The organism is Rhodoferax sp. U2-2l (assembly GCF_020594515.1).
Taxonomy (GTDB): domain Bacteria; phylum Pseudomonadota; class Gammaproteobacteria; order Burkholderiales; family Burkholderiaceae_C; genus Rhodoferax.
Map to the genome: position 1 here is coordinate 84,359 of NZ_JAJCTH010000010.1, position 26,414 is coordinate 110,772.

The 26,414-nt window shown below is 61.7% G+C and carries 23 protein-coding genes and 1 CRISPR repeat array (1 of these 24 cut by a window edge); of the genes, 12 read left to right on the forward strand and 11 right to left on the reverse strand.

Annotation, left to right across the window (positions count from 1 at the left end):
* Nucleotides 1-140: 140 nt before the first annotated feature.
* From LHU53_RS10655 to LHU53_RS10675, 5 genes are all read right to left on the reverse strand, one after another.
* Nucleotides 141-818: a TetR family transcriptional regulator C-terminal domain-containing protein gene (locus LHU53_RS10655; protein ID WP_227332634.1), complete on the reverse strand. Its 678-nt coding sequence runs from the start codon at nt 816-818 to the stop codon at nt 141-143.
* 56 nt (nt 819-874) lie between these two features.
* Nucleotides 875-1,891 carry an ABC transporter substrate-binding protein gene (locus LHU53_RS10660; RefSeq protein WP_227332635.1) on the reverse strand — a complete coding sequence of 339 codons (1,017 nt, stop codon included), beginning with the start codon at nt 1,889-1,891 and terminating at the stop codon, nt 875-877.
* A 61-nt stretch (nt 1,892-1,952) separates the two neighbouring features.
* Nucleotides 1,953-2,912: an ABC transporter permease gene (locus LHU53_RS10665; RefSeq protein WP_227332636.1), complete on the reverse strand. Its 960-nt coding sequence runs from the start codon at nt 2,910-2,912 to the stop codon at nt 1,953-1,955.
* Nucleotides 2,909-3,811: an ABC transporter permease gene (locus LHU53_RS10670; protein WP_227332637.1), complete on the reverse strand. Its 903-nt coding sequence runs from the start codon at nt 3,809-3,811 to the stop codon at nt 2,909-2,911. The genes LHU53_RS10665 and LHU53_RS10670 overlap by 4 nt, the downstream gene beginning before the upstream one ends.
* The gene (locus LHU53_RS10675; RefSeq protein WP_227332638.1) at nt 3,804-4,631 is read right to left on the reverse strand and encodes an ABC transporter ATP-binding protein; all 828 of its coding nucleotides are present in this window, start codon (nt 4,629-4,631) and stop codon (nt 3,804-3,806) included. Before LHU53_RS10675 ends, LHU53_RS10670 begins: the two co-directional genes overlap by 8 nt.
* A gap of 185 nt (nt 4,632-4,816) precedes the next feature.
* Between LHU53_RS10675 and LHU53_RS10680 the strand changes: the two genes are divergently transcribed.
* A complete protein-coding gene (locus tag LHU53_RS10680) occupies nt 4,817-5,287 on the forward strand; it encodes an isoprenylcysteine carboxylmethyltransferase family protein (RefSeq protein WP_227332639.1) in 471 nt (156 codons plus the stop codon).
* Nucleotides 5,288-5,332: 45 nt separating this feature from the next.
* Here the strand turns inward: LHU53_RS10680 and LHU53_RS10685 are convergent, their stop codons facing one another.
* From LHU53_RS10685 to LHU53_RS10710, 6 genes are all read right to left on the reverse strand, one after another.
* Nucleotides 5,333-5,533: a hypothetical protein gene (locus LHU53_RS10685; RefSeq protein ID WP_227332640.1), complete on the reverse strand. Its 201-nt coding sequence runs from the start codon at nt 5,531-5,533 to the stop codon at nt 5,333-5,335.
* Nucleotides 5,534-5,637: 104 nt separating this feature from the next.
* Nucleotides 5,638-7,209 carry a DHA2 family efflux MFS transporter permease subunit gene (locus LHU53_RS10690; RefSeq protein WP_227332641.1) on the reverse strand — a complete coding sequence of 524 codons (1,572 nt, stop codon included), beginning with the start codon at nt 7,207-7,209 and terminating at the stop codon, nt 5,638-5,640.
* Between the two features lie 13 nt (nt 7,210-7,222).
* Nucleotides 7,223-8,476 (reverse strand): efflux RND transporter periplasmic adaptor subunit, encoded by a 1,254-nt coding sequence (locus LHU53_RS10695; RefSeq protein WP_227332642.1) that lies wholly within the window; start codon nt 8,474-8,476, stop codon nt 7,223-7,225.
* A 76-nt stretch (nt 8,477-8,552) separates the two neighbouring features.
* On the reverse strand, nt 8,553-10,031 hold the full coding sequence (locus LHU53_RS10700) for an efflux transporter outer membrane subunit (RefSeq protein ID WP_227332643.1): 1,479 nt from the start codon (nt 10,029-10,031) through the stop codon (nt 8,553-8,555).
* Entirely contained in the window at nt 10,021-10,551 is a 531-nt protein-coding gene (locus LHU53_RS10705; RefSeq protein ID WP_227332644.1) for a MarR family transcriptional regulator, read from the reverse strand. The genes LHU53_RS10700 and LHU53_RS10705 overlap by 11 nt, the downstream gene beginning before the upstream one ends.
* A 73-nt stretch (nt 10,552-10,624) precedes the next feature.
* Complete coding sequence (locus tag LHU53_RS10710) at nt 10,625-11,767, reverse strand: aminotransferase class V-fold PLP-dependent enzyme (protein ID WP_227332645.1); 1,143 nt, start codon at nt 11,765-11,767, stop codon at nt 10,625-10,627.
* Nucleotides 11,768-11,924: 157 nt separating this feature from the next.
* Here LHU53_RS10710 and LHU53_RS10715 point away from each other — a divergent pair, with 157 nt between their 5' ends.
* The 11 genes from LHU53_RS10715 (at nt 11,925) to cas2 (ending at nt 24,566) form a co-directional block, all read left to right on the forward strand.
* Entirely contained in the window at nt 11,925-13,118 is a 1,194-nt protein-coding gene (locus LHU53_RS10715; protein ID WP_227332646.1) for an acyl-CoA dehydrogenase, read from the forward strand.
* Between the two features lie 431 nt (nt 13,119-13,549).
* Complete coding sequence (locus LHU53_RS10720) at nt 13,550-14,851, forward strand: CaiB/BaiF CoA-transferase family protein (RefSeq protein ID WP_227332647.1); 1,302 nt, start codon at nt 13,550-13,552, stop codon at nt 14,849-14,851.
* A 33-nt stretch (nt 14,852-14,884) separates the two neighbouring features.
* Entirely contained in the window at nt 14,885-15,865 is a 981-nt protein-coding gene (locus LHU53_RS10725) for a YafY family protein (RefSeq protein ID WP_227332648.1), read from the forward strand.
* A gap of 124 nt (nt 15,866-15,989) precedes the next feature.
* Nucleotides 15,990-18,209 (forward strand): CRISPR-associated helicase Cas3', encoded by a 2,220-nt coding sequence (gene cas3 / locus LHU53_RS10730; protein WP_227332649.1) that lies wholly within the window; start codon nt 15,990-15,992, stop codon nt 18,207-18,209.
* 9 nt (nt 18,210-18,218) lie between these two features.
* On the forward strand, nt 18,219-18,872 hold the full coding sequence (cas5c, locus tag LHU53_RS10735; RefSeq protein ID WP_227332650.1) for a type I-C CRISPR-associated protein Cas5c: 654 nt from the start codon (nt 18,219-18,221) through the stop codon (nt 18,870-18,872).
* A complete protein-coding gene (cas8c, locus tag LHU53_RS10740) occupies nt 18,869-20,740 on the forward strand; it encodes a type I-C CRISPR-associated protein Cas8c/Csd1 (RefSeq protein ID WP_227332651.1) in 1,872 nt (623 codons plus the stop codon). The genes cas5c and cas8c overlap by 4 nt, the downstream gene beginning before the upstream one ends.
* Nucleotides 20,737-21,696 carry a type I-C CRISPR-associated protein Cas7/Csd2 gene (cas7c, locus tag LHU53_RS10745; protein ID WP_227332652.1) on the forward strand — a complete coding sequence of 320 codons (960 nt, stop codon included), beginning with the start codon at nt 20,737-20,739 and terminating at the stop codon, nt 21,694-21,696. Before cas8c ends, cas7c begins: the two co-directional genes overlap by 4 nt.
* An 11-nt stretch (nt 21,697-21,707) precedes the next feature.
* A complete protein-coding gene (locus LHU53_RS10750) occupies nt 21,708-22,550 on the forward strand; it encodes a BRO family protein (RefSeq protein ID WP_227332653.1) in 843 nt (280 codons plus the stop codon).
* Nucleotides 22,551-22,576: 26 nt separating this feature from the next.
* Complete coding sequence (gene cas4, locus LHU53_RS10755) at nt 22,577-23,215, forward strand: CRISPR-associated protein Cas4 (protein ID WP_227332654.1); 639 nt, start codon at nt 22,577-22,579, stop codon at nt 23,213-23,215.
* A gap of 22 nt (nt 23,216-23,237) precedes the next feature.
* The gene (gene cas1c, locus LHU53_RS10760; protein ID WP_227332655.1) at nt 23,238-24,266 is read left to right on the forward strand and encodes a type I-C CRISPR-associated endonuclease Cas1c; all 1,029 of its coding nucleotides are present in this window, start codon (nt 23,238-23,240) and stop codon (nt 24,264-24,266) included.
* A gap of 9 nt (nt 24,267-24,275) precedes the next feature.
* Complete coding sequence (cas2, locus tag LHU53_RS10765) at nt 24,276-24,566, forward strand: CRISPR-associated endonuclease Cas2 (RefSeq protein WP_227332656.1); 291 nt, start codon at nt 24,276-24,278, stop codon at nt 24,564-24,566.
* Nucleotides 24,567-24,791: 225 nt separating this feature from the next.
* Nucleotides 24,792-26,414: direct repeats of the CRISPR family, unit length 37 nt; unit sequence GGTTCGCCCGCCAGCAATGGCGGGCGTGGATTGAAAC; it runs 4,556 nt beyond the window's last position.

A 26,414-nucleotide genomic window follows, 5' to 3' on the forward strand; every position in this document is an offset into this window, starting at 1 on the left:
GAAGCAACTTTCAAAGGTCAAAGAAGGGTACACGGCAAGAGTAACACCAGAAAAAAGCACAGTCGCATCTCTGCCATGGGGCTGCCGGTTGCCTGCCGGTCCATAAGGCTTTCTTGACAACGCATCAGTCCGGCCTTGAATCAGGCCGTCGCCGAGACGTTCCCCTGTAAGCCGCAGCCGCGCAGCAACAGCGACACCACATGGTCGGTGGCGCGGGTCTGGTCGGCGGGGGTGAACTCGGTGTGTCCCAACACGGCGGCTACCTGCACCTCAAAGTCAGCGTAGGTCTGGGTGGCGGCCCAGATGGTGAAAAACAGGTGCACCGGGTCCACCGGCGCCATGCGGCCCTGCGCCACCCACTGGGCGACGACTCCGGCCTTGGCCAGTACCAGCTCGCGCAGGTCGGTGGCCAGCAGGGTTTTGACCACCGGTGCACCGTGCAGCAGTTCGTTGGCAAACACGCGCGAGGCGTGTGGGCGCGTGATGGACAGGGCCATCTTGGCGCGGATGTAGGCCTCGATGGCTGTTTGGGGGTCCGCATCGGGTGTGATGACATCGGTGGGCGCCAGCCAATCTTGCAGGGTTTGCGCCAGCACCGCGCGGTACAAATCCTGTTTGGCGCCAAAGTAATAGTGCAGGTTGGCCTTGGGCAGCCCGGCCGCTTCGGCAATGGCGGCCATGGTGGCACCGCCAAACCCGGCACCGGCAAACACCCGCTCGGCAGCGGCCAGGATGCGCGCCTCGTTGGCCTGGCGGATCTGGCCTTTGCTGGCGTCGTCAACCTCGGGCGTGCGCTGACTGCGTTGGAGTGGTGTCATGATGAAACAAGGGCCTCACCCGTCAGGACAAGACCCTTGGGGTTGGGGGTGGCCGTTTACTTGGCCGACGCTTCCCACACCACGTGGCTGTAGGCGGCTTTGCCCGGGTCTTTCTTGATCACTGGCGAGCTGCCAGCGGCCAGCAGCACCTTCACCGTGCGTTCATAGGCGGCCGGGTCCAGGTAGCCCATCTTGGCGGTGCTGGCGTTGGTGATCAGCTTGGCCACGTTTTCCATCTGGCGTTGCTGCACTTTTTCAGAGGCGCTGCCCGACATGTCGTTGGCCACCACAATCTTGGCGGCCTCGGCCGGGTTTTTCACCGCGTCGTTCCAGCCCTTGAAGGTGGCTTTGAGGAACTTGCCCATCTTGGCGACAAAAGCGGGGTCTTTGAGTTTGGCTTCCATCACATACAGGCCATCTTCGAGTGAGGCCACGCCTTCTTTTTCATAGAAGAAGGTGACCAGATCGCTTTCTTTGACACCTGCGTCCACCACCTGCCAGTACTCGTTGTAGATCATGGTCGAGATACAGGCGGCCTGGTTTTGCAACAGTGGGTCGACGTTGAAGCCTTGTTTGAGGATCTTGATGTCGGTGCCGGGTTTGTAGCCGAGCTTGGCCATCCAGTTCAGGAACGGGTACTCGTTGCCGCCGTACCAGACACCCAGCGTTTTGCCCTTGAAGTCTTTCGGGCTGCTCACACCGCTGGCCTTTTTGCAGGTCAGCATCAGGCCGGACTGGTTGAACACCTGGGCGATGTTGACCAGCGGCACACCGGCTTCACGCGCGGCCAGCGCGTCGGGCATCCAGTTCACCACCACGTCGGCGCCATTGCCGGCAATCACCTGCACGGGCGAAATGTCGGGGCCACCGGGTTTGATCGTCACGTCCAGCCCCTCGGCCTTGTAATAGCCCTTGCTTTGCGCCACGTAGTAGCCTGCAAACTGGGCTTGCGGCAGCCACTTGAGCTGCACGGTGACCTTGTCGGCCGCGCTGGCGCTCATGCTGGCCGTGACGCCACAGACCGCCAGCACGGCAGCCATCAGGCTGCTGGAGAACTTAAAAGAACGAGTCATGGGGGAAGCTCCTTAGGGTTGGTGGACAAACAAACAGACCGGTGACAAAAGGGGTGACACGCTACTTGCCTCGAACCGAGGGGTGCCAAAACGCCGCACGCCGCTCCAACTGGACCAGCACCGCATAAGCCAGCGAACCGGTCACCGCAGCCACCACAATCGCTGACCACACCAGCGGCATGTTCATGCGCGAGGCTTCGGTCGAAATCCGGAACCCCAGCCCGGCCGTGGGTGAGCCAAAAAACTCCGCCACGATGGCCCCAATGAGTGCCAGCGTGGCATTGACCTTGAGCGCCCCAAAGATGAACGGCAGCGCAGACGGCAGGCGCAGCGCCAGCAGCGTGCGGGTGTAGCTGGCGGCGTAGCTGTACATCAGCTCGCGCTCCAGCTTGCCGGAGGCCTTGAGCCCGGCCAGGGTCGAGACCATCATCGGGAAAAAGGTCATCAGCACCACCACCGCGGCCTTGGACGGCCACTCAAAACCAAACCACATGACAGCGATTGGCGCCACCGCCACCAGCGGCACGGTGCTGGTTAGGGACGCCAGCGGCAGCAGCCCGCGCTGCAAAAACGGCTGCCGGTCAATCGCCACCGCCACGGCAAACCCCAGGCCCGAGCCCAAGCCCCAGCCGATCAGCACCGCTTTGAGCACGGTCTGCACAAAGTCACCCCACAACACCTCACTGTGCTCACCGAGGGACTGCAGGATCAGGCCCGGCGGTGGCAACAACACCCGCGGCACGTCAAACGCCACCACCAGCAACTGCCAGAAGTAGAGGACCCACAGGCCAAACAGCGCCGCCGTGGCCAAACCCAGCCAGCGGCGGCCATCCAGCGCGGCCAGCCGACGTACCGACTGCACGGCCAGCGCGGCGATCACAAGCGTGGCACCCCAGAACAGAAAGCCCGGCGAGTCGCCCTCAGGTAACGCCCCCTGTGCTGCCGGATGGATGAACACCAGACACGCCCCCGCCAGGCTGCACACCGCAAAGACCAGGGCTTTGACCAATGGCGCTTTCAAACCTGACCTCCACGGCGGCTCAGCACCAGTTTCTCCACCCCCGCCACGGCCAGGGTGAGTGCCAGACCGAGCAGCGCCGACATCACCAGCGCCGACCAAATTTGCACCGTGTTGCCGTAATACGAGCCGGTGAGCAGCCGCGCGCCCAGGCCCGCCACCGCGCCCGTCGGCAGCTCGGCCACCATGGCGCCAACCAGCCCAGCGGCAATGCCCACGCGCAAGGCCGGAAACAAAAATGGCAGGGAGGCGGGCAGCCGCAACAGCCACAAAGCTTGCCACTTGCTGGCGGCATAGGTGTGCAGCATTTCGGTTTCGATCTTCTGCGGCGAGCGCAGGCCCTGCACCATCGCCACCGTCACCGGAAAAAAGCACAAATACATGGCAATCACCGCCTTGGGCGCCACGCCCGAAAAACCCAGACTCCCCAGAATCACCAACACAATCGGCGCAATGGCCAGCACCGGCACACTTTGCGAGGCCACGATCCACGGAAGCAAGGCGCGGTCCAGCGTGCGCGAATGGACGATCAGCACCGCCAGCACCAGCCCCAGCAGCGTGCCCAGCACAAAACCCCACAGCGTGGATTCAGCCGTGACGGCCACATGGAACAGCAGGTTGCGCGGTGAGTCAATCGGCCAGTCGACCAGGCTGCTCCAAAAATCTTTGGCCACCTGATGCGGCGTGGGCAGCACCGGGCGCTGCATGTCCATCGTGGCCGCCACCAGCTGGGGCCAGGTCCATGGCGCATCTGACGGCAACACGCGCTCAATCGCGCCCGCCGCATTCATCCACACCGCACCCACGTACCACAGCGCCACCACGCCCAGCAGGATCACCAGCACCGGCACCACGTCGCGCTGCAGGCGTTGCCAGGTGCCGGGGGAAACCACTTTAGTCATGGTGACCGTCTGCCAGGGCTTCGCGCACTTCATGCGCCACAGCCATGAATTCGGGCGTGTCGCGCAGGCCCAGGTGCCGCTCGTTGGGCAAGGGCGACTCAATCACCTTGACGATGCGCCCGGGGCGCGGCGACATCACCACAATCTTGGTCGAGAGGTAGACCGCCTCAGCAATCGAGTGGGTGACAAACACCACCGTGCGGCGTTCGCGCTGCCAGAGCTGCTGCAACTGTTCGTTGAGCCGGTCGCGGGTGATTTCATCGAGCGCGCCAAACGGCTCATCCATCATCAAAATCTTCGGCTCAAACGACAAGGCGCGGGCAATCGACACCCGCTGCTGCATGCCGCCTGAGAGTTGCCACGGGTATTTGTTCTCAAAGCCCTTGAGGCCGACGCGCTCCAGGTGTTCGATGGCGATGGTTTTGCTGTCGGCCTGGGGGCGGCCCTGAATCTGCAGCGGCAGCGTCACATTGGCCAGCACGGTGCGCCATGGGAACAGCGCCGGGGCCTGAAACACATAACCGTAAGCGCGTGCCAGCCGCGCTTCATGCGGCGTGACGCCGTTGACCAGCACTTGGCCCGCGCTGATCGGCTCCAGATCGGCAATCACCCGCATCAGCGTGGTCTTGCCGCAGCCCGAGGGGCCGATCAGCGAGACAAATTCACCCTCGTGGATCTTCAGATCGATGTTGTCCAGCGCATGCACCGGGGCATCGGCGGTGGGATACACCACGCTGGCCTGGCGAATGTCGATGGCCAGTCGCCCACCGGCAGGCGGCTGGAGCTTGGACAGAATGGACGTGTCTTCAGGGTGGTTCATGGGCACAGATAAAGGGAGAGTTGCACCAAAAAGCGGCCTTGCCCACAAGAAGCTAACCAATTGGTCAATTTATTCTAGGGTTCAAAGCGAGTTTCGTGCCAGAAAATGGGGTGGCCGCGGGTTAACCATGAGAGGCGGTCTCGGTGACAATGCCGCACTTTCACCGCGACGGATTGGGGCCTGCCATGTCACTGTTTGCACCGCACAGGCGCTCGCGCACCGGCTATGGGCTGGTGCTGCTGCAGTTCGGGCTGCTTGCCGGGTTGGGGTTTTTGGCGCTGCCGCTGTTGCGGCTGGGTCAGGTGGGACTGACTTGCTGGCTGCTGCTGGGGCTATCGGGTGGGCTGGGTGGCTGGACGCTGCTGCACAACCGGCTGGGCAACTTCAACGTGCACCCGCAGCCCAAGGCCGGCGGTGTGCTGGTCACCAGCGGGCCCTATCGGTGGGTGCGCCACCCGATGTACAGCACCGTGTTGCTGGCGGCCGCGGCTTTGGCCTGCGTGAGCGCGCAGGGGCTGGCATGGGGGGTGTGGCTGGCGCTGTTTGGCGTGTTGCTGGCCAAGGCCATGGTGGAAGAACAAGGCTTGCGTGAGCACTACCCTCAGTACGCTGCGTACTGCCGGCAGTGCAAACGCTTTGTGCCCGGGGTGTTTTAGGCTGAAACGCCCGTCGCCGGGCTGTGCCGCCGAGGCGGCGTGCGGTTACTTCAGCACCTGGTGGTAGCCGCGCAGGATCAGCGACGACAGTTTCAAAGGGGCGTTGCGCACGGCGCTGGGCAGCCAGCCCGGAGAATTCAGCGACACCCGCGTGGCCCAGCGCGTGTAGGGCCGCAGCCAGCTGGTTTTTTCGACAAAACGGCGCGCGTCCCGTGGGCGTTTGGGTGGGGTGTTTTGGCAAGACATGGCCTGCGATTGTGATGCGGTGGCGATAACCTGGTGGCCGTGGTGTCAAACCCGCGGGTTGTGGCCTGGGTCAGCCGCGCCGTCAGGCCACGCCAGGGGTGGGCTCAGTGCGCCCCCGCTGCCGCCTTGGCACCCGCCGCCCCAGCGCGCACATGGCGCGTGAGGTAGACCAGCGGAATCATCGCCAGAAAGGTCAGCGCCGAGGCAAAAAAGATGTCATTGGCGGCCAACATATAGGCCTGCTGGTTGGTCAGCCGGTCCACCACGGCCAGCGCCTGCTGCGGTGTGTAGCCGCTTGCCGCCAGCCCGCTGAGTGCGTCTTGCGTGGCGCTGCGACCCGCGTTGACGTAGTCGCTGAGCTGCGCGTGGTGCAGCGCGGCACGGTCTTGCCACAGGGTGGTGGCGATCGAGGTGCCAAAACTGCCCGCCGTGATGCGCACAAAGTTCGACAAGCCCGAGGCCGCGGCAATCCGGTCCGGCGACAGGCCCGAGAGCGTGATGGTCATCAGCGGGATGAAGAAAAACGCCATCGCCACGCCCTGGATCAGCGTCGGAACCATGATGGTGCCAAAGTTGGCCTGGGTGTTGAAGTTCGAGCGCATCCACAGCACCAGGCCAAACACCATGAAGGCAAAGGCGGCAAAGTGGCGCGGGTCAAACTTGGCGATGTTTTTGCCCACCAGCGGTGACAAGATCAGCGCCATCAGCCCCACCGGCGCCAGAATCATGCCGGCCTGGGTGGAGGTGTAGCTCATGTACTGCTGCAGCCACAGCGGCAGCAACACCACATTGCCAAAAAACAGCCCGTAGCCCACCGACAGCGCCAGCACCCCGGCCCAGAAGTTGCGCCGCTTGAACAGCGTCAAGTCCACCACCGGGTGTTCCTCGGTCAGTTCCCAGATCAGAAACGCCAGAAACCCCACCACCGCCACCACGGCCAGGGCCACCACCTCGCCCGAATGGAACCAGTCCAGCTCCTGCCCCTTGTCGAGCATGATTTGCAAGGAGCCGACCCAGATCACCAGCAGCGCCAGACCCACCGAGTCAATCGGCAGCTTGCGCGTCTGGCTTTCGCGTTTGTGAAAAATGCGCCAGGTGATGAAGGCTGCGCCCACACCCACCGGAATGTTGATGTAAAAAATCCACGGCCAGGAGATGTTGTCGGTGATCCAGCCGCCCAGCAGTGGCCCCAGCACCGGGGCGATCAGCGTGGTCATGGACCACAGCGCCATCGCCACCCCGGCCAGCGCGGGCGGGTAGCTGGAGAGCAGCAGCGCCTGCGACAGCGGAATCATGGGTCCGGCCACCAGACCCTGCAACACCCGAAAGATGATCAGTGTGGTCATGTTCGGGGCCAGCCCGCATAACCAGGAGGCCAGCACAAACAGGATGACGCTGGTGACAAACAGGCGCACCTGGCCAAATCGCTGCGCCAGCCAGCCGGTCAGCGGCACGGCAATGGCGTTGGCCACGCCAAAGCTGGTGATGACCCAGGTGCCCTGGTTCGGGCTGACCCCCAGGTCGCCCGCGATGGCGGGCAGCGACACGTTGGCAATGGAGGTGTCGAGCACGTTCATGAACGTGGCCGCAGACAGCGCCAGCGTGCCCCACAAGCGGGCCGAGCCGGTCAAAGGTGGCGGGTGACGGTAGTCTGCGGCGGGGGTGGCGTGTGACATGGGGTGGTGATAATCACAGTTTGGGATGCGACTTGGCCCCACCCGCGGACCCCAGATGGGCCGCAATCACCCGCTGCACCAGCGCATTGGCAGCGTCATCCGTCGGCAAAGCGGCAGGCGGTGCCACCGCCACGCGCGGCACATCGGCCAGCGCCAGGCCATCGGTCTGGCGCACATCCACCTCGGCCGTCATCGACAAACCCACACGCAGTGGATGCTGGGCCAGTTCCTTGGCGTCCAGCGCAATGCGCACGGGCACCCGCTGTACCACCTTGATCCAGTTACCGGTGGCGTTTTGCGCGGGCAGCAGCGAAAACGCCGCACCCGTGCCCGCACCCAGCCCGCTCACCGTGCCGCTGTAACTGACTTTTTTGCCGTATTGGTCGGCCACCAGCGTCACCGGCTGGCCGATGCGGATGTTGCGCAACTGCACTTCCTTGAAGTTGGCCTCCACCCAGACCTTGTTGAGCGCAATCACCGACATCAGCGGCGCGCCTGCGGCGACGCGCTGGCCCAGTTGCACCGTGCGTTTGGCGACATAACCGTCGACCGGCGCCAGCAGCGCCGTACGTTGGGTGGCCAGGAAGGCTTCGCGTAACCGGGCGGCGGCCAACTGCACACTGGGTTGCTGTTCGACGCTGGCGCCTTCGGTCAGCGTTTGATTGCTGTTGAGCTGTTCACGTGCGGTCACCACACCGGCCTGGGCGGCGGCCAGGGTGCTCTGGGCACTGACCAGCTGCTGTTGGGCGTGTTGCAGTTCTTCCTGTGACACCGCGCCGTTGCCGCTGAGCGACTGGCGGCGTTTCAGGTCGTCGCTGGCGCGCTCGACCTCGACCTTGGCTTTGCTGATATCGGCCTCACGCAGGGCAATCTGGGCCTGCAGCGTGGCGTTGTTGGCGTACAGCGTGCGCGCCTGGCGCACCGCCTGCGCCAGCGCGGCCTGGGCTTGGTCAAGTGCGACCTTCGAGTCCGCCGGGTCCAGCTGCACCAGCACTTGCCCGGCTTTGACGAAGTCGGTGTCGTTGGCCAGAATGCCCTGCACCGTGCCGCCGATTTGCGGGGTGATCTGGATCACGTCGCCTTGTACATAGGCGTTGTCGGTGTCTTCATAGTGGCTGGCCACCAACCATGCGTAGGCGGCCCAACCCAGGCCTGCAACCACCCCCACGGTGGCGAGGATGGTCAGCCCCTGTTTGCGTTTGGGGTTGCCGCTGGCGCTGGCGGGGGTGCTGGGTGTGTGCGGGGGGGTGGATGGGCGGTCGGTCATGCTGTGGTGTCCTGTCGGTATCTGGTAGGTGGCATATGCCGTTCGGCCGGTGGCGCTGGTTGGATCAAGGCCATGGCTATTCAAGAGCGGGCAATGGAGCGGGCAGTTCGCGGGTGTCTGGCGCGGTGTGGGCGGTGAAGCCCCCGCCCAGTGCGCGGGCCAGCGCAACCTGGTTGTGCAGCGCGCGGGTGGCCAGGTCAGCGTTCTGGCGGCGCTGTGTCAGTATCGCCGTCTCGGCATTGAGCACCTGCAGGGCGTTGAGCAGGCCGCTGCGGTAGCGCTGCTGTGCTGCCGCGTAAGTGGCTTGCGCGGCCAGGGCGGCTTGCTGTTGTTCGGCCTGCTGGCGCGCAATGGCCTGGCGCGACGCCAGTTGGTCGGCCACATCGTGGATGGCGTTGATCACCGTGGCGTTGTAACTTTCCACCGCCGCGTCGCGCTCGGCGGTGGTGGCGCCCAGGTTGGCGCGCAGGCGGCCACTGTCAAACAGCGGCAGGCTCAGCGCCGGGCCCACGCCCCACTGCTGGCTGCCCGATTGCAGCAGCTGGCCCAGTCCGATGCTGGAAAAGCCGACAAACGCGGTGAGGTTGATGTTGGGGTAGAACTGGGCTTTGGCGCTTGCCATGCCGTGCTCGGCTGCTTGCACACGCCAGCGTGCCGCCGCCACATCGGCACGCTGGCCCAGCAGGTTGGCGTGGATGGCCGTCTCCAGCGGCAGGGGATGCAAGGCTTCTTGCCCTTTGAAAACAAGCGCCAGAGGTTGATTGGGTTCACCAACCAGCGCGGCCAGCGCGTTGTGTGTCAGGGCGATTTGTTCGTCCAGCAATTCAAGTTGCAGCCTGGCCTCGGGCAGGGCGCCCTGGGCTTGGCGGAGGTCCAGCGGGGTGTCCAGTCCGGCGTCAAAACGCGCTTGGACCAGTGTCAGGGTTTCCTCGCGCTGGGCCAGCATCCGCTTGGCAAGGCTGCGCTGCTCGTTGAGTCCAACCCAACTGAGGTAAGTGTGCGCCACCTGACTGGTCAGCAACACGCGGGCCGCTTGGGCATCGGCTTGGGCGGCGCGTGCGTTGCCCAGCGCGGCTTGCAACGCGGCGTGGTTTTTGCCAAAAAAGTCCAGCTCCCAGCTGCCGGCCAGTTGTGCTGTGCCACCGCTCTCCACCGCACCGGCCAGCGGTGGCGGGATGGCACCGTTGGCGGTGTAGCGCTGGCGGGTGGCGTTGAGCTGCGCGCCGAGTTGCGGCCGGGTGGTTGATTGGCTGAACTGCGCAGCGGCTTGCGCGGCGGCGATGCGGGCTTGGGCCAGCTTCAGGCTGGGGTTGGCCTGCAGCGCTTGTGCCTGCAGCTGGTTCAGCGTGTCGTCACCCAAGGCGCGCCACCACTGGGCGTCCAGCGGCGCGGCGGCTGTGGTCAGCCCCAACGAAGCCACATCGCGCAACTGCGCCTGCGGTTGGATGCCGGAAAAGTCGGCGCAGCCTGCCAGCAAGCCCGCGATCAGGGTGGCGGCCAGTGTGCCGGCGGATGCCCGACGCACGGCAAAAGAGGAGGGGGTGTTATGGCGCATGCTGGTCTTTGGCGTCACGCAGGGCTTCGGCGGTGGTGAGAACGCGGCGCAGCAGGCCTTGGAGGGTGCGCCATTCGTCCGTGCTGAAGCCCGCCAGGTGGGTGTTTTGCACCCGGCTCAGCACGGCGGGAATCTGCTTGGCTGCGGCTGTGCCCGCGGGGGTGAGCTCAATGTGGACCACGCGCCGGTCGTCCAGCGAGCGCACCCGGCGGCACAGCTGCTTGGCCTCCAGCCGGTCAAGCAGGCGCGTCATCGAGCCCGCGTCCAGATCCGACTCGCGCGCCAACTCGGCCACGGTGGAGCCACAACCCAGGTGCAGCTTGAACAGCGGCACCCATTGCGCGTTGGTCAGGCCCAGCGGCTCCATCTCGCGGTCCACTTCGCGTGAGATGTGGTTCACGATGCGTCGCATCATGAACCCCACGCTCTCGCTGGGCCGGTAGTCACTTGCCTGGTAAAAATCCACCGCCGCGCCGGGGGCGGTGGGGTCGAAGGAAGAAGGTGGGGTGGTGGTGTTCACACCCCGAAATATACTTGCCTATGCAATCATTTGTCAGACAATAGTTGCAATGACAATTTTTGGCATAGGGTTTTTACCGATGCCCGCTCAAACCCAGCTCGGTCAAGGCACCGGCCAAGGTGGCCACGGTGTCGTCCACGTTGCGCAGCTTGTCCAGGCCAAACAGCCCGACCCGGAAAGTCATGAAATCGGCCGGCTCATCGCACTGCAGCGGCACACCGGCGGCGGTTTGCAGGCCGATGGCCAGAAACTTCTTGCTGTTCTGGATTTCCGGGTCGGTGGTGTAGCTCACCACCACGCCCGGTGCCTTGAAGCCATCGGCCGCCACGCTGGCCAAGCCCCGGCTCTCAAACAATGCACGCACCTTCTGGCCCAACTCGGCTTGTTGGGCGCACACTTTGTCAAAGCCGTCGGCGCGGGTTTCCAGCATCACGTCGCGCAGGCGCACCAGCGCGTCGGTGGGCATGGTGGCGTGGTAGGCGTGGCCACCGCCTTCGTAGGCTTCCATCATCTGCAGCCACTTCTTGAGATCGCAGGCGTAGCTGCTGCTGGTGGTGCCATCGATGGCGGCGCGCGCGCGCGCACTTAAGGCAACCATGGCGCAGCAGGGTGAGCCGCTCCAGCCTTTTTGCGGCGCAGTCACCAGCACGTCGATGCCGGTGGCTTCCATGTTGACCCAGATCGCACCCGAGGCCACACAGTCCAGCACCATCAGGCCACCGACCTCGTGCACGGCGTCGCTCACGGCACGCAGGTAGGCGTCGGGCAGCATCATGCCGCTGGAGGTTTCCACATGCGGGGCAAACACCACGTCAGGCTTGTTGGCGCGGATGCTGGCCACCACCTCGTCCACCGGGCACGGCATCCAGGGCGACTGGCGGCTGTCATTGACCCGGCGGGCTTTCAGCACGATGGACTCGGACGGAATCTTGCCCATGTCAAAAATCTGTGTCCAGCGGTAGCTGAACCAGCCGTTGCGGATGACCAGCACCTTCTTGCCGGTGGCAAATTGCCGCGCCACTGCTTCCATGCCAAAAGTGCCGCTGCCGGGCACCAGCGCCGTGCTTTGGGCGTGGTAGACCTCTTTGAGCGTGGCGGAGATATCACGCATCACGCCCTGAAAACGTTTGGACATGTGGTTCAAGGCGCGGTCGGTGTAGACCACAGAAAACTCAAGCAGGCCGTCGGGGTCAATGTTGGAAAGCAAGGCTGGCATGGGAAGCGCTCCTGTCATTTTTGGGAAAATGCTGCCAGCTTAGCACGGGCATGTGGGTTGGCGGGCGATCCGCCGCTGGCTGTATGACACCTGTATCCCTGCCATGCCAGTTAGCATGCAGCCATCCACTTTTGCTCACCCTTTCAGGAGATCACCCATGGCCAAAGCGTCCTTCAACTGGCAAGACCCTTTTTTGCTGGAACAGCAGCTCAGCGATGATGAGCGCATGGTCAAGGACGCCGCAGCTGCCTATTGCCAGGACAAATTGCAGCCACGCGTGATCGAGGCCTTTCGCCACGAGCAGACCGACCCCACCATCTTTCGCGAGATGGGTGAACTCGGTATGCTGGGCCCAACCATCCCCGAGGCTTATGGTGGCCCGGCGCTGAACTACGTGGCCTACGGTCTGATCGCCCGCGAAGTCGAGCGCGTGGACAGCGGCTACCGCAGCATGATGAGCGTGCAAAGTTCACTGGTGATGGTGCCGATTTTTGAGTTTGGCAACGAGGCCACGCGCCAGAAATACCTGCCCAAATTGGCTACTGGTGAGTGGATTGGTTGTTTTGGCCTGACCGAGCCCAACCACGGCAGCGACCCGGCCAGCATGCTGAGCCGTGCGGTCAAGGTGCCCGGCGGCTACAAGCTCAGCGGCAACAAGATGTGGATTTCCAACAGCCCGATTGCCGACGTGTTTGTGGTCTGGGCCAAAGAGGTGACGGAGAACGGTACGGTGGGGCCGATCCGTGGTTTTGTGCTGGACAAGGGCGCACCAGGCTTGAGCGCCCCGGCCATCCACGGCAAGGTGGGCTTGCGGGCCAGCATCACTGGCGAGATCGTGATGGACGGTGTGTTCTGCCCCGAAGAAAACGCTTTCCCCGAGGTGCAAGGCCTCAAAGGCCCGTTCACCTGCCTCAACAGCGCCCGCTACGGCATTGCCTGGGGTGTTTTGGGTGCGGCCGAGGATTGCTGGCTGCGTTCACGCCAGTACGTGCTGGACCGCCAGCAGTTTGGCCGCCCGCTGGCTGCCAACCAGTTGATCCAGAAAAAGCTGGCTGACATGCAGACAGAAATTGCGCTGGGCCTGCAGGGCTGCCTGCGCCTAGGCCGCATGAAGGACGAGGGCACGGCGTCGGTCGAGATCACCTCGATCTTGAAGCGCAACTCGTGTGGCAAAGCACTCGACATCGCCCGTCTGGCGCGCGACATGATGGGTGGCAACGGCATCAGCGACGAGTTTGGTGTGGCGCGGCACCTGGTGAATCTGGAGGTGGTCAACACCTACGAAGGCACGCACGACATCCACGCCCTGATTCTGGGGCGGGCGCAGACGGGGATTCAGGCGTTTTGCTGAATAGGGCGGCCGTTTGGGAACTGCCAGACACCCGACCGTGAGGACGCGGGCACCTGTGGTGGCAGCGGGTGGGCTGTGGGCCCCCGCCTCAACGCGCTGCGCTTTGCGAAGTCGGCGGGTTCCCACAGCCCGCCCGCTGCTGCATGTATTGCAGGGTGCGAGCTTTCAATACCAAGGCAGTCAGCCAATGCGTCACCGGTGTATACGTCACCCCAACACCCTAAGACAGGGCCAAACAACACCGTTAGTCCGCCTGCATCTGGTTTCCTGCTCGACGAACCCTTCCGCCGTTCAGGCCATGCGGGTTTGGGCAGGGGGCCGACTTCGCAAAGCGCAGCGCGTTGAGGCACCCTGCCCAAGCCCGCGTGGCCAGCCACAAACACCGATCCGTCAACGGCTGACCCCCTGACTTCAAACCCAACAACAAAACCATGACAACCCAAGCCGCCCTCAGCCACCTCAAAGTTCTGGACCTCTCGCGCGTGCTGGCCGGCCCCTGGTGCACCCAAATGCTGGCGGACCTGGGCGCCGATGTGATCAAGGTGGAGCGTCCAGGCGCCGGTGACGACACCCGCCACTGGGGCCCGCCCTTCCTCAAGGATGCCGACGGCAACGACACGGCGCAAGCCACCTACTTCACCGCCTGCAACCGCAACAAACGCGCCATCACGCTGGACATGGCCCAGCCCGAAGGCCAGGCGCTGATCCGCCAGATGGCCGCTGGCAGCGACATCCTGGTCGAGAACTTCAAGGTGGGCGGCCTGGCGCAATACGGGCTGGACTACGAGAGCCTGAAAGCCATCAACCCACGCCTGATCTACTGCTCGGTCACCGGCTTCGGCCAGACCGGCCCGTATGCCGAGCGCGCCGGTTACGACCTGATGATCCAGGCCATGAGTGGCCTCATGAGCATCACCGGCCACGCCGATGAGCAACCCGGCGGCGGCCCGATGCGTATGGGTGTGGCGTTGATCGACGTGTTGACCGGCATTTACGCCTGCAGCGCCATCTTGGCTGCGGTCGAAGCACGCCACAAAACGGGTGCTGGCCAGCACATCGACATGGCCTTGCTTGATGTCGGCATGGCGGTGCTGGCCAATCAGGCCGCTGGTTACCTGAACACCGGCCAGGTGCCGCAACGCCAGGGCAACACCCACCCCAGTCTGGCGCCGTACCAGACCTTCGACACCCTGGATGGCAGCATGTTGCTGGCGATTGGCAACGACGGCCAGTTTGTGCGTTTCTGCGACGCTGCGGGTCAACCTGGGTGGGCGCAGGACGAACGTTTTCGCAGCAACACCCTGCGGGTCAAAAACCGGGAAGCCCTGGTGGCCCTGATGCTGCCCGTCACCCGCACCCGCAGCACGGCGGACTGGACCAGACTGCTGGAAGACAAAGCCGTGCCCTGCGGCCCGATCAACACCCTGGCCCAGGCCTTTGCTGACCCCCAGATTTTGGCCCGGGGTTTGGTGCTGAATCAAACACTAGGCATGTCACCAAAACGTCTGGAAGCCACCGATAGCGCAGCTTTTCGAAGTGCATTGCCCCCTGCGGCGGCCGCTGGCACCGCCACCCAGGTGCGCACCGTGGCCAACCCCATGCGCCTTAGCGCCACGCCCACGGTGCTGCGCCGTGCACCACCCACCTTGGGTCAGCACACGCAAGAAGTGCTGGCAGAATTGGGGCTGGATGCCGCACAGATTGCTGGCCTACGCAGCCGCAACGTCATTTAAAAACAAGCCATCGGCATCCTTCAGGGGGATGCCATGGATCGAACCGAACGGTTCTACAAAATCAGCGAATTGCTGCGCGCCAACAAGGTCATCAGCTTTGCCACGTTGTTGGCCACGCTGGAGACCTCCCGCTCCACCCTCAAACGTGATCTGAAGTACCTGTGCGACCGCCTGCACAACCCCATCGTCTACAACCGCCAACGCGGCGGCTACCAGCTAGCGGCCCCTGACCCAGCCGACAAACACGCGCACGAGTTGCCCGGGCTGTGGTTCTCTCCCACCGAAATCCACGCCCTGCTGACCATGCAGCAACTGCTGGCCGGGCTGGACCCGGGTGGGCTCCTGACCAGCCACATCGCCCCGCTGATGGCGCGTCTGAACGCCCTGCTGGGGCCAGAAGGCAATGCCGAGGCTACCGAGCTGCGCCAGCGTGTGCGCATCATCCGCCTGGCGCAACGCGGCGTGCGCCCGCGCCACTTTGAGCAAGTCGCCACCGCCCTGGCCCAGCGCAAGCGCCTGCACATGGCCTACACCGCACGCGGCAACGGCCACACCACCGAGCGCGACATCTCGCCCCAGCGCCTGGTGCACTACCGCGACAACTGGTACCTGGATGCCTGGTGCCATTACCGCCAGCAATTGCGCAACTTTGCGCTGGACGCCATCACCCGGCTGGAGCCGCTCAACGAGCCTGCGCGTGAAGTCAGCCCCGCGCAACTCAGCGCCACCTTCGGCCCCGGCTACGGCATTTTTTCAGGCGGCAAGCTGCGCTGGGCCCGCCTGCGCTTTAGCCCCGAGCGCGCCCGCTGGGTGGCGCAAGAGCAGTGGCACACCGAGCAAAGCGGCAAGTTCGAGAGCGACGGCAGCTACCTGCTGCGCCTGCCCTACACCGACCACCGCGAGCTGATCATGGACATCCTCAAACACGGCACCCACTGCGAAGTGCTGGGGCCGCCCTCGCTGCGCAAAGTCGTCGCGGAGGAGGTGAAAAAGCTGGGTGAAAAATATTTCTGAGGGGGTGAGCAGAGGGTCATCTGGTGGACCTTTGGGCGGGTAAGCTGGCTGCAAATCAACAATATTCGCGGGGGAAGTCATCGTGTCAGACGCATTGGCTCATTCGGGTGGGCACTTGTTGGCCATGCATTTGGAAAAGGTTGCTGAATTGGCGGCCGAGTTTTCCAAGGCATTTGATGCTGCCGAACCCGCATTACGCTGGGCTTATCTGGCGGGCTTGTGGCATGACCTTGGCAAATACCGCCCTGGTTTTCAGCGCTATGTTCGGCTGGCAGATAACCCGGATGCGCACATCGAAGGCAAAGTAGGTGGGCGCGAGAAGACCCATTCAGCTGCTGGCGCACTGTGGGCCATGCAGCAATTGCCCAAACCCTACGGCAACGTCCTTGCCTACCTGATTGCGGGTCATCATGCGGGGTTGGACAACTGGGATGGAGAGGGTGGTGGGCTCGCGTGGCGTTTGCAAGGTGAAGATGCACAAGCCGAGTTAAGTACGGCTCTAAAAGCTACCCCACCCGCCAGCATTTTGAGTGCTGGTACCTTCATTCCTGACTTGCGTTACTTACCCGGTGGCGCAGCAGGCTTTGCCTTGTGGATGCGCATGCTGTTCTCATGTCTGGTCGATGCTGACTTTCTGGACACCGAAGCGCACTTTGATGCTGGCAAACCCGCCCGCCGCGAAGGCTTTCCCACGCTTGCACAAATGCGCTTGGTCTTTGATGCCCACATGGCCGCGTTGCCGGTGGTAGACACCCCCGTCAACACTTTGCGCGCCAACATCCTGCGCCAGTGCCGTGCCAAGGCGGCACTGCCAGCGGGTTTCTTCTCGCTTACCGTGCCAACGGGCGGTGGCAAGACGCTTTCCAGTCTGGCGTTTGCGTTGGAGCACGCCCAAGCCCATGACAAGCGCCGCATCATTTACGCCATTCCCTACACCAGCATCATTGAGCAGACGGCAGATGTATTTCGCAACGTGTTCAAAGCACTGGGCGACGAGGTGTTGATTGAGCACCATAGCCAGGCCGATGCCGCAGAGAAGGACGAAACCATGCGCAGCCGCCTGGCCTGCGAGAACTGGGACGCACCGCTGGTGGTCACCACCAATGTGCAGTTGTTCGAGTCTCTGTTCGCCGCCAAGACCTCGCGCTGCCGCAAGCTGCACAACCTGGTGGGCAGCGTCATCGTGCTGGACGAAGCGCAGCAACTGCCCCCCGAGTTCTTGCAGCCGATCCTGGACGTGCTTAATCTGCTGGTGGCGCATTACGGCGTGACCGTGGTGCTGTGCACCGCCACCCAGCCCGCGCTGAGCAGCACCACCTATTTCGATGCCAGCAAGAACTTGCGTGGCTTGGAAAACGTGCGCGAGATCATCGACGACCCCGACGCCTTGTTTGATGCGCTCAAGCGCGTCCATGTGGTGCTGCCACCTGACTGGACCACCCGCACCGCCTGGGCCGACATTGCCACACAGCTCAGTGCCGAAGACTGCGTGCTGGCCATCGTCAACACTCGCAAGGCCGCTCGCGAATTGCAGCGACTGATGCCTGTTGACACCTTGCATTTGTCCGCCTTGATGTGTGGCGCACACCGCAAAGACGTCATCACCCAGATCAAAGAACGCCTGAAGGCCAAGCGTGAGGGGCGCGACCAGCGGCCTCTGCGCGTCGTCTCGACCCAGTTGGTGGAAGCCGGTGTGGACATTGACTTCCCGGTGGTCTACCGCGCCTTGGCCGGGCTCGACTCCATCGCCCAGGCGGCTGGCCGCTGCAACCGCGAAGGGCGCATGAACGGCAAGGGCCGCGTGGTGGTGTTTGTGCCACCAGAGCGGCCGCCCCTGGGTCATCTGCGCAAGGGTGCCGATGCCTGCATCTCCATTCTGAACGGTCAGGCGCACGACCCGCTGGCTCGCACCTTGTTTGATCGCTATTTCAAAGAGTTTTACAACTCGGTGGATTTGGATGCCAAGGGAGTAGTCAGACTACTCACGATCAACGACCGCAAAACCCTGAGTGTCCAGTTCCGCACTGCAGCTGAAGCGTTTCGCCTGATTGACGACCAAGACAACGCCACGGTGGTCGTTCGCTACGCAGAGCACGGTGACGAGATTGAAAAGCTACTTCTGAAATTGGCGGCTGAAGGCCCGCAGCGCTGGCTGATGCGCAAGCTACAGCGTTACACCGTCAGCATCCACAAACGGGTGGCAGACAAGATGCTGGTGCAAGGTAGTTTGACCTTGCCCATGCCTGGGCTCTATGTGCAAGTGAACGCTGAGAATCTTTATGACCCCATGCTCGGTTTGAATCCGATTGACGCTGTTTTCAACCCCGGTGGCTTTGCTATTTGAAGGAAAACCATGCCCAGTTTTTGCCTCGAAGTCTCAGGCCCTTTTGCCTGTTTTACCCGCCCGGAGATGAAGGTGGAGCGCGTCTCTTATGACGTGATGACCCCGTCTGCCGCCCGCGCCGTGTTTGAGTCCGTGTTGTGGAAGCCAGCCATCCGATGGCGGGTGCATCGCATTGAGGTGCTCAAACCCATCCGCTGGATCAACTTGCGGCGCAATGAAGTCAGCGCCGTGGTGTCCATCCGCAATGTGCAGCATGCCATGACGGCAGGCAGCGGCACGCTGGGGCTGTACATCGAAGACGAACGCCAGCAACGTGCAGGCTACTTTCTGCGCGACGTGGTCTACCGCATCCATGCCAATTTGTCGCTGGCCCCGGGCTGCACCGAGCCTTTAATGAAATACACCGAGATGTTCACCCGCCGGGCCAGCAAAGGCCAGTGTGTGAACCAGCCGTATCTGGGCTGCCGTGAGTTTGCTGCGGACTTCCGTTTGGTCACCGCTGATACGCCCCCCGCTACGCCGATTGGAGACACCCGCGAGCTAGGCTGGATGCTGCATGACCTGGACTTCGCTCACCCCTCTGACCCGCAGCCCCGCTTTTTCAATGCCAAGCTGGACAAAGGTGTGGTGCAGGTTCCCCCATTTGAGGAGTCACGCGGATGATTTTGCAAGCCTTGACCGACTACTACCGCCGTGCGGAACTTTCACCACCTGGATGGGAATTAAAGGCGATACCGTTCTTTATCGTTCTTGATCTTGATGGTCAAGTGGTTAGCGTGATATCGCGCGCTGATCAAGCCAATCCACGTGGCAGTCAAATTTTGGTTCCTCAGTCGGAGATTCGATCGGGGAAAAATGCTTGGGCACAGCCCAATCTACTTTGGGATCACTACGGATTTGTTTTGGGTGAGCCCAAGCGAAAACCTAACGGGGACATTGACCCAATAGATTCATATGAGAAGGCGGCAAAGCAGCTTGGTGCATTCGTTGCGCGCATTCAATCACTGCTGGTGAGATATCCAGAGTCGAGGGGGTTGGCCTCGATATCAAAGTTTTATGCGAGTGGTGAATACAAGAAAGTCTTTGCTAGGCCTGATGCTGTCGAAATTGTGAGGATCGCAGGCGCGAACATGACGTTTCGGCTGGTGGGTGAAATCGAGCCGATCCTTCATGAAAAATGGGTACGAGACATTGTTTCGACGAGCGCCACTGCAGATGAAGATGCTGAAGATTTTGTTGTACCAAAGTCAGCCATGTGTCTAGTTACTGGTGATCTCGCAGAAATTGCACGATTGCATCCAAAAATCTACCGAGTCTGTTCAAAACCGACTGCGCTTGCTGCAGCCAATTCAAAGGAAGCGCAAGCCTATTCTTCATACGGTAAGGATCAAGGTTTCATTTTTCCAGTTGGGAAACCTGCTGTCTTCGCGTACACCACTGCGCTAAACCACCTGCTGCGCAAGGACTCGCCCCAACGCATTCAGGTGGGAGATGCGTCCACGGTGTTTTGGGCTGAGCGTGATTCGGACTTTGAGACGACCGTCGTTGATATTTTTGGTGACCCACCCAAGGACGACCCAGACCGAAGTACTCGCGCGGTACAGGCCGTGCTGAATGCGGTGCACAGTGGCAAATGGGGTTCGTCTGATGAAAACACGCGCTTTTATGTCTTGGGTCTGGCCCCCAACGCGGCGCGCATCAGCATCCGCTTTTATCACTGCGTAACCCTGGGCGAGCTGGGCCAGCGCATCGCTCAGCACATTAAGGACTTGGAACTGGCGCGAGGGTCGTATGACCCGCAATATCCAAGTTTGAAGCGATTGCTTCAAACGGTTTGTCTAGCCACCAGCAGTCAACCCTTTGGCGACATTGACCGGCTTCCCCCGAACTTGGGCGGTGCCATTGTGGACGCTATTTTTGAGAGTGAAAACACTCCGTATCCGGCGTTGTGGCTTAACGCGGCGGTAGGTCGCTGCCGCGCAGAGCAAGCGAAGAAAACGCAGCAGGGAACGCAAGCTCAAAACGTCCCATACGCCCGGGCCGCGGTGATTAAAGCTTGTCTCAATCGACAAATACGCAGAACAAATCTTTCAGCACCCGACCACTTACATGAAAAGGAGTTCCTACCCATGCTTGATCTCACAAATACCAATCCGGGATACCTTTTAGGTCGGCTGTTTGCTGTCCTAGAACGATTGCAAGAGACCTCCGCAGGTGGCGGTGGAAAGTTGAATTCAACGATTCGAGATAAATACTACGGTGCGATGGCTAGTTCGCCTGGGATAGTTTTTCCAACGCTGGATAACCTCAAAACCTCGCATTTAAAGAAGCTACCTTGGGCACAAAAGGAGTGGTTTGACAAGTTGATTGGGGGGATTCTGAGCGAGCTACCCGATATCCCAAGACAGCTACCACTCCCAGACCAGGGCCGCTTTGCGCTGGGCTACTACCACCAGCGACAAGACTTTTTTACCAAAAAACCTGACGACTCCATCATCACAACTGCCTCCAAGGAAGGAACCCCAGCATGAGCACCGATAAAGCACTCGCCAACCGCTACGACTTCGTTCTGATTTTTGATGTGAAGGACGGAAACCCCAATGGTGACCCCGATGCAGGCAACATGCCGCGTCTGGACGCGGAGTCAGGTCATGGACTGGTGACCGATGTGTCGCTCAAACGCAAGGTGCGTAACTTTATTGGGCTCGTCAAAGGCGAACAGACTGGATTTGATATTTTCATTAAAGAGAAGGCGGTATTGAACCAACTTATTGAGCGTGCTTATGAGAAGAGCCCAGAAGTGCAATCTGCAATGGAGGCATGGAAGGCTTGGCAAAAGGATAAGAAAAAGAATCAAAAACCTCCTAGGCATTACGAAGACATCGCTCGTGATTGGATGTGTCACAACTTTTTCGACGTGCGTACATTCGGTGCCGTCATGAGTACCGGTGATGAGGATGCAGAAAGCAAGTTGAAAAAAACTGCTGGGCAGGTTCGTGGACCGGTTCAATTGACTTTTGCACGATCAGTCGAGCCGATCGTTGCTCTGGAGCATTCCATTACCAGGATGGCCGTTACTAACGAAAAGGATTTGGAGAAAGAGCGCACCATGGGCCGCAAGCACACCGTGCCCTACGGCGTGTATGTGGCCCACGGTTTTGTGTCGTCGTTCCTGGCCAAACAGACCGGGTTTGGTGAGGATGACTTGGAACTGGTGTTCCAGGCCCTGGCGCAAATGTTCGAGCATGACCGTTCTGCCGCTCGCGGCGAAATGTCCACCCGTGGGCTTTACGTGTTCAAGCATGACAGCGAGCTGGGCAACGCCCCGGCCCACGCTTTGTTTGACCGCCTCAAGGTAGAACCCAAGTCCGAGGGCGAAGTGGCCCGTAGCTTTGACGCATACGCCGTGGCGTTTGATGGTCAGAGTCTGGCGGTTGGGCAATCCGTTCAACCTGCGCCTGGCGTGACTTTGACTCGGCGCTGCTGATTGGAGCGAGCATGAAAATCCTGCCCACCGACTTCGACGGTCAGTCCATCCGCCGCGTGTACGACGAAGACACCGAAACCTGGTGGTTTTCGGTGATTGACGTGGTGCAAGTGCTCACGCAGCAAGTGGATGACCTGACCGCCAGAAAGTATTGGAACCAGCTCAAACGGCGGCTTGCCAATGAGGGGAGTCAACTGGTGACAAGTTGTCACCAGTTGAAAATGCCCGCTGCCGATGGCAAGCAGCGTCTGACCGACGTAGCCACCGCCGAAACCCTGCTGCGCTTGGTGCAATCTGTCCCCAGCCCCAAAGCCGAGCCCATCAAACTCTGGCTGGCCAAGGTGGGTTACGAGCGCATGCAAGAGCTGGCCGACCCGGCCTTGTCGCTCGACCGCGCCCGCCAGACCTGGCAGCAGCATGGCCGCAGCGACAAGTGGATTCAGCAGCGCATGACTGGGCAGGAAACCCGCAACAAGCTCACCGACTACTGGAGCGCGCACGACATCAAAAAGGGCAGCGAATTTGCCATCCTGACCAACATCATTCACCAGGAATGGGCGGGCTTGAGCGTGGCCGAGCACAAAGGCATGAAGGGTCTGACCAGCCACAACCTGCGCGACCACATGAGCGAGGCGGAGCTGATCTTCACCGCGCTGGCCGAACTGTCCACCCGCCAGATCGCGCAGAGTGTGGAAGCCATTGGCATGGCAGAAAACAAGACGGCTGCCAAAGCGGGTGGGCGCATTGCCCGCCAAGCACGTCACCAGTTGGAGAGCCAAACCGGTAAGTCCGTGGTGTCCGGCGAGAACTTCTTACCAGTTACTGCAAAAAAGATAGTTAAAGGTCAAGATTAGACAAGGGCTAGAGGCACAAATCTCTTATGGAAACGGCAGAACCCATTCCCTTGTCCGCCCTGCAGCACTGGCACTACTGCCCGCGCCAGTGCGGTCTGATCCATCTGGAGCAGGTGTTTGACGACAACGTGCACACCTTGCGTGGTCAGGCGGTGCATGCCAAGGCGGATCAGCCCGGCGTGGAAACCGCCAAGGGTGTGCGCGTGGAGCGCGCCTTGCCGCTGTGGCATGACGCGCTGGGGCTGATCGGCAAGTCAGACGTGGTGGAGTTTTTGGCCGGTGGTGTGCCCTACCCAGTGGAATACAAACACGGCAGCCGCAATAAAGCCGCCGACATTGCCGCGTGTGACGACATCCAACTGGCCGCGCAGGCCCTGTGCCTGGAAGCCATGACCGGCAAACCGGTGAACGAAGGTGCGCTGTACTACGCCACCTCTAAGCGCCGCCGGGTGGTGCCGATCACCGTGCAGTTGAAGACTGACGTGGCACAAACCGCGCAGGCCATCCGCCAGATGCTGGCCAGCGGCACGCTGCCACCACCCCTGAGCGGTGAGCAAGCCGCCAGACGCTGCAAGGCGTGTTCGCTGCAAGAGCGTTGCCAGCCGCAAGCCACCCATGCGGGCTTGCTCTCTGCCCGCGCCGCCTTGTTTGACCCTGACGCATAGCGTGGCCTGAAAGCCTTTACCCATGCAACTCCTCAACACCCTGTACGTCACCACGCCCGACACCTATCTGCGGCTGGACAACGACACCCTGCGTGTGGAGGTAGACCGCGAAACGCGGCTGCGCGTGCCGCTGCACCACCTGAGCGCGGTGGTGTGTTTTGGCCACACTGGTTTGTCGGCCCCACTCATGCACCGGTTGGCAGAGAGTGGCGTGGCACTGGTGCTGCTTGACGACAACGGCCGTTTCAAAGCGCGTCTAGAAGGTGCTGTCAGTGGCAATGTGTTGCTGCGCCAGGCCCAGTTTCAGCGCGTAGCCGACCCTGCCTTCACGCTCGACATGGCCCGTGCCAGTGTGGCGGGCAAGATCAAAAACACCCGGCAAGTCTTGCAGCGCGGTGCCCGCGAAGCGAAGTCTGAGGATGAGGCCAAGGTCTTGACACGTTTAGCAGATGATCTGGCCGCCAGCCTGCGCGCCTTGCCCGAGGTCACCAACCTGGACAGCTTGCGTGGCGTCGAAGGTGAAGCCGCACGCCAATACTTCAGCGGCCTGAACCTGCTGGTGCGCCCTGACCAACGCGCTGCCTTTGCCATGGATGGCCGCAGCCGCCGCCCACCGCGAGATCGCTTCAATGCCATGCTGTCGTTCATGTACGCCATGTGGATGAACGATTGCCGCAGCGCGCTGGAAGCAGCAGGGTTGGACCCGCAGGTGGGCTTCTTGCACGCTTTGCGGCCAGGCCGCGCCGCTTTGGCGCTGGACTTGATGGAAGAGTTCCGCCCCTGGGCCGACCGGCTGGCCCTGACCCTCATCAACCGGGGCCAGTTGAGTGCGGACGATTTTGTGCTGCGCGAAGGCGGTGGCGTGTCGCTGCAGCCCGATGCTCGCAAGGCCGTGGTGGTGGCCTTTCAGGAGCGCAAAAAGGACGAAATCAACCACCCGCTGCTGGCGCAATCCGTGCCGCTGGGTTTGGTGCCGCTGGTGCAAGCCAGGCTGATGGCTCGCGCCCTGCGTGAAGACGGCGCACCCTATGTGCCCTTTGTGGCGAAGTAAAGGGCCATCATGCTGGTACTGGTTTGTTACGACGTGAGCACCGAAACCAAGGCCGGCCGCCGCCGTTTGCGCCGCGTGGCGCGGGTGTGTGAGAGCACCGGGCAGCGGGTGCAAAAGTCGGTGTTTGAGTGCCAACTGGACGTGGCCAGGTTTGAAACCCTGGAGCGCGAGCTGCTGGCCGAAATCGATCCCAGCATGGACTGCCTGCGGCTGTACCGCATTCCCGGCACACGCGGTTTTGAGGTGATCGAACACGGCACCTTCAAGGCCGTGGATTTTGACGGGCCGCTGGTGCTTTAAGCGCCGTTCACCAGGGCCCATGCCAGTTTTGCCATGGTATGGTTACCTCCGCGAACCCCAAGTGATGGCTTTGTCACCCAGAGGTTCGCGCCCTTTGCAATTCTTTGTTTTGAATGGTTTTTTGATTTTTTTGAGGTTGAATTTTTTGCAGACACATGTCGTCATCGCCAGGTCCGCGGAAATGCACGAAAAAATCGTTGACCAGTAAGGCGTTGGATGCGCGGAGGTTCGCCCGCCAGCAATGGCGGGCGTGGATTGAAACTCGCTGGTCAGCACCCAGTCCCAGACCTTGCGAAGGTTCGCCCGCCAGCAATGGCGGGCGTGGATTGAAACCTCACCCGCCTTGGCCTTGGCTGAGTTGATGGTTGGTTCGCCCGCCAGCAATGGCGGGCGTGGATTGAAACATCCATGCTGCGCGAGACTTTGGGCACCAACGGAAGGTTCGCCCGCCAGCAATGGCGGGCGTGGATTGAAACGATGTCGGCGTCTTGCCGTCGCGGGCTGCGCGTGGGTTCGCCCGCCAGCAATGGCGGGCGTGGATTGAAACCATCTTCACGCCAAAGTCCGCTACGGCATAGGCGGGTTCGCCCGCCAGCAATGGCGGGCGTGGATTGAAACAGGTAGCCCATGGCGGCGTTGATCGCAGCGGTTCGCGGTTCGCCCGCCAGCAATGGCGGGCGTGGATTGAAACTTCTGCGCGCCCGGTCAGGTATTTGCCGATGTCGGTTCGCCCGCCAGCAATGGCGGGCGTGGATTGAAACTACTGGTGGTGATTGGACTCACGCAAACATCCGGCCGGTTCGCCCGCCAGCAATGGCGGGCGTGGATTGAAACTTGATGATGTGGCGTCTAAAGGTGGTTGGCCGTCGGTTCGCCCGCCAGCAATGGCGGGCGTGGATTGAAACTATCAATCTGTAACGCACTGGCCGCACTGTTTGCGGTTCGCCCGCCAGCAATGGCGGGCGTGGATTGAAACTATTGATCTACCAATGTTGATTGCAAAAGCAAAAGGTTCGCCCGCCAGCAATGGCGGGCGTGGATTGAAACAGTCGTTCGCCATCAAGAGCTATCACGGTGGTGGGGTTCGCCCGCCAGCAATGGCGGGCGTGGATTGAAACAATCAAGAAACGGCCTGTTCTTGATCGGCTCCTGGGTTCGCCCGCCAGCAATGGCGGGCGTGGATTGAAACGACCAAAATTCTGGGCGTTAATCCGGGGTGATGTAGGTTCGCCCGCCAGCAATGGCGGGCGTGGATTGAAACAATTCGGATTGTGCGAGGTCCATGCTACCCGCAGGGTTCGCCCGCCAGCAATGGCGGGCGTGGATTGAAACCGGTCTTTGACCGAAGCCATAGAAACAGAAACCCCGGTTCGCCCGCCAGCAATGGCGGGCGTGGATTGAAACCTTTGGCGGCTATGGTGTTGCCAATGGAACAGGTAGGTTCGCCCGCCAGCAATGGCGGGCGTGGATTGAAACAAGAGCTCACCGATGCCATCGCCAGCAAATCAGGGGTTCGCCCGCCAGCAATGGCGGGCGTGGATTGAAACATCGTCTGGCACATCATCAAGCGTTTTGCAGCCAAGGTTCGCCCGCCAGCAATGGCGGGCGTGGATTGAAACACACCGTAAGCAACAAAAAGATTACGATCTGGAGGTTCGCCCGCCAGCAATGGCGGGCGTGGATTGAAACCCTCAAACGTCATCCGCTTTGAGCCCCGCACGCGGGTTCGCCCGCCAGCAATGGCGGGCGTGGATTGAAACTGGCTGACCCATGGATTCAACCGTGCGGCACACGGGTTCGCCCGCCAGCAATGGCGGGCGTGGATTGAAACGGCAACTGCTGTCGGTG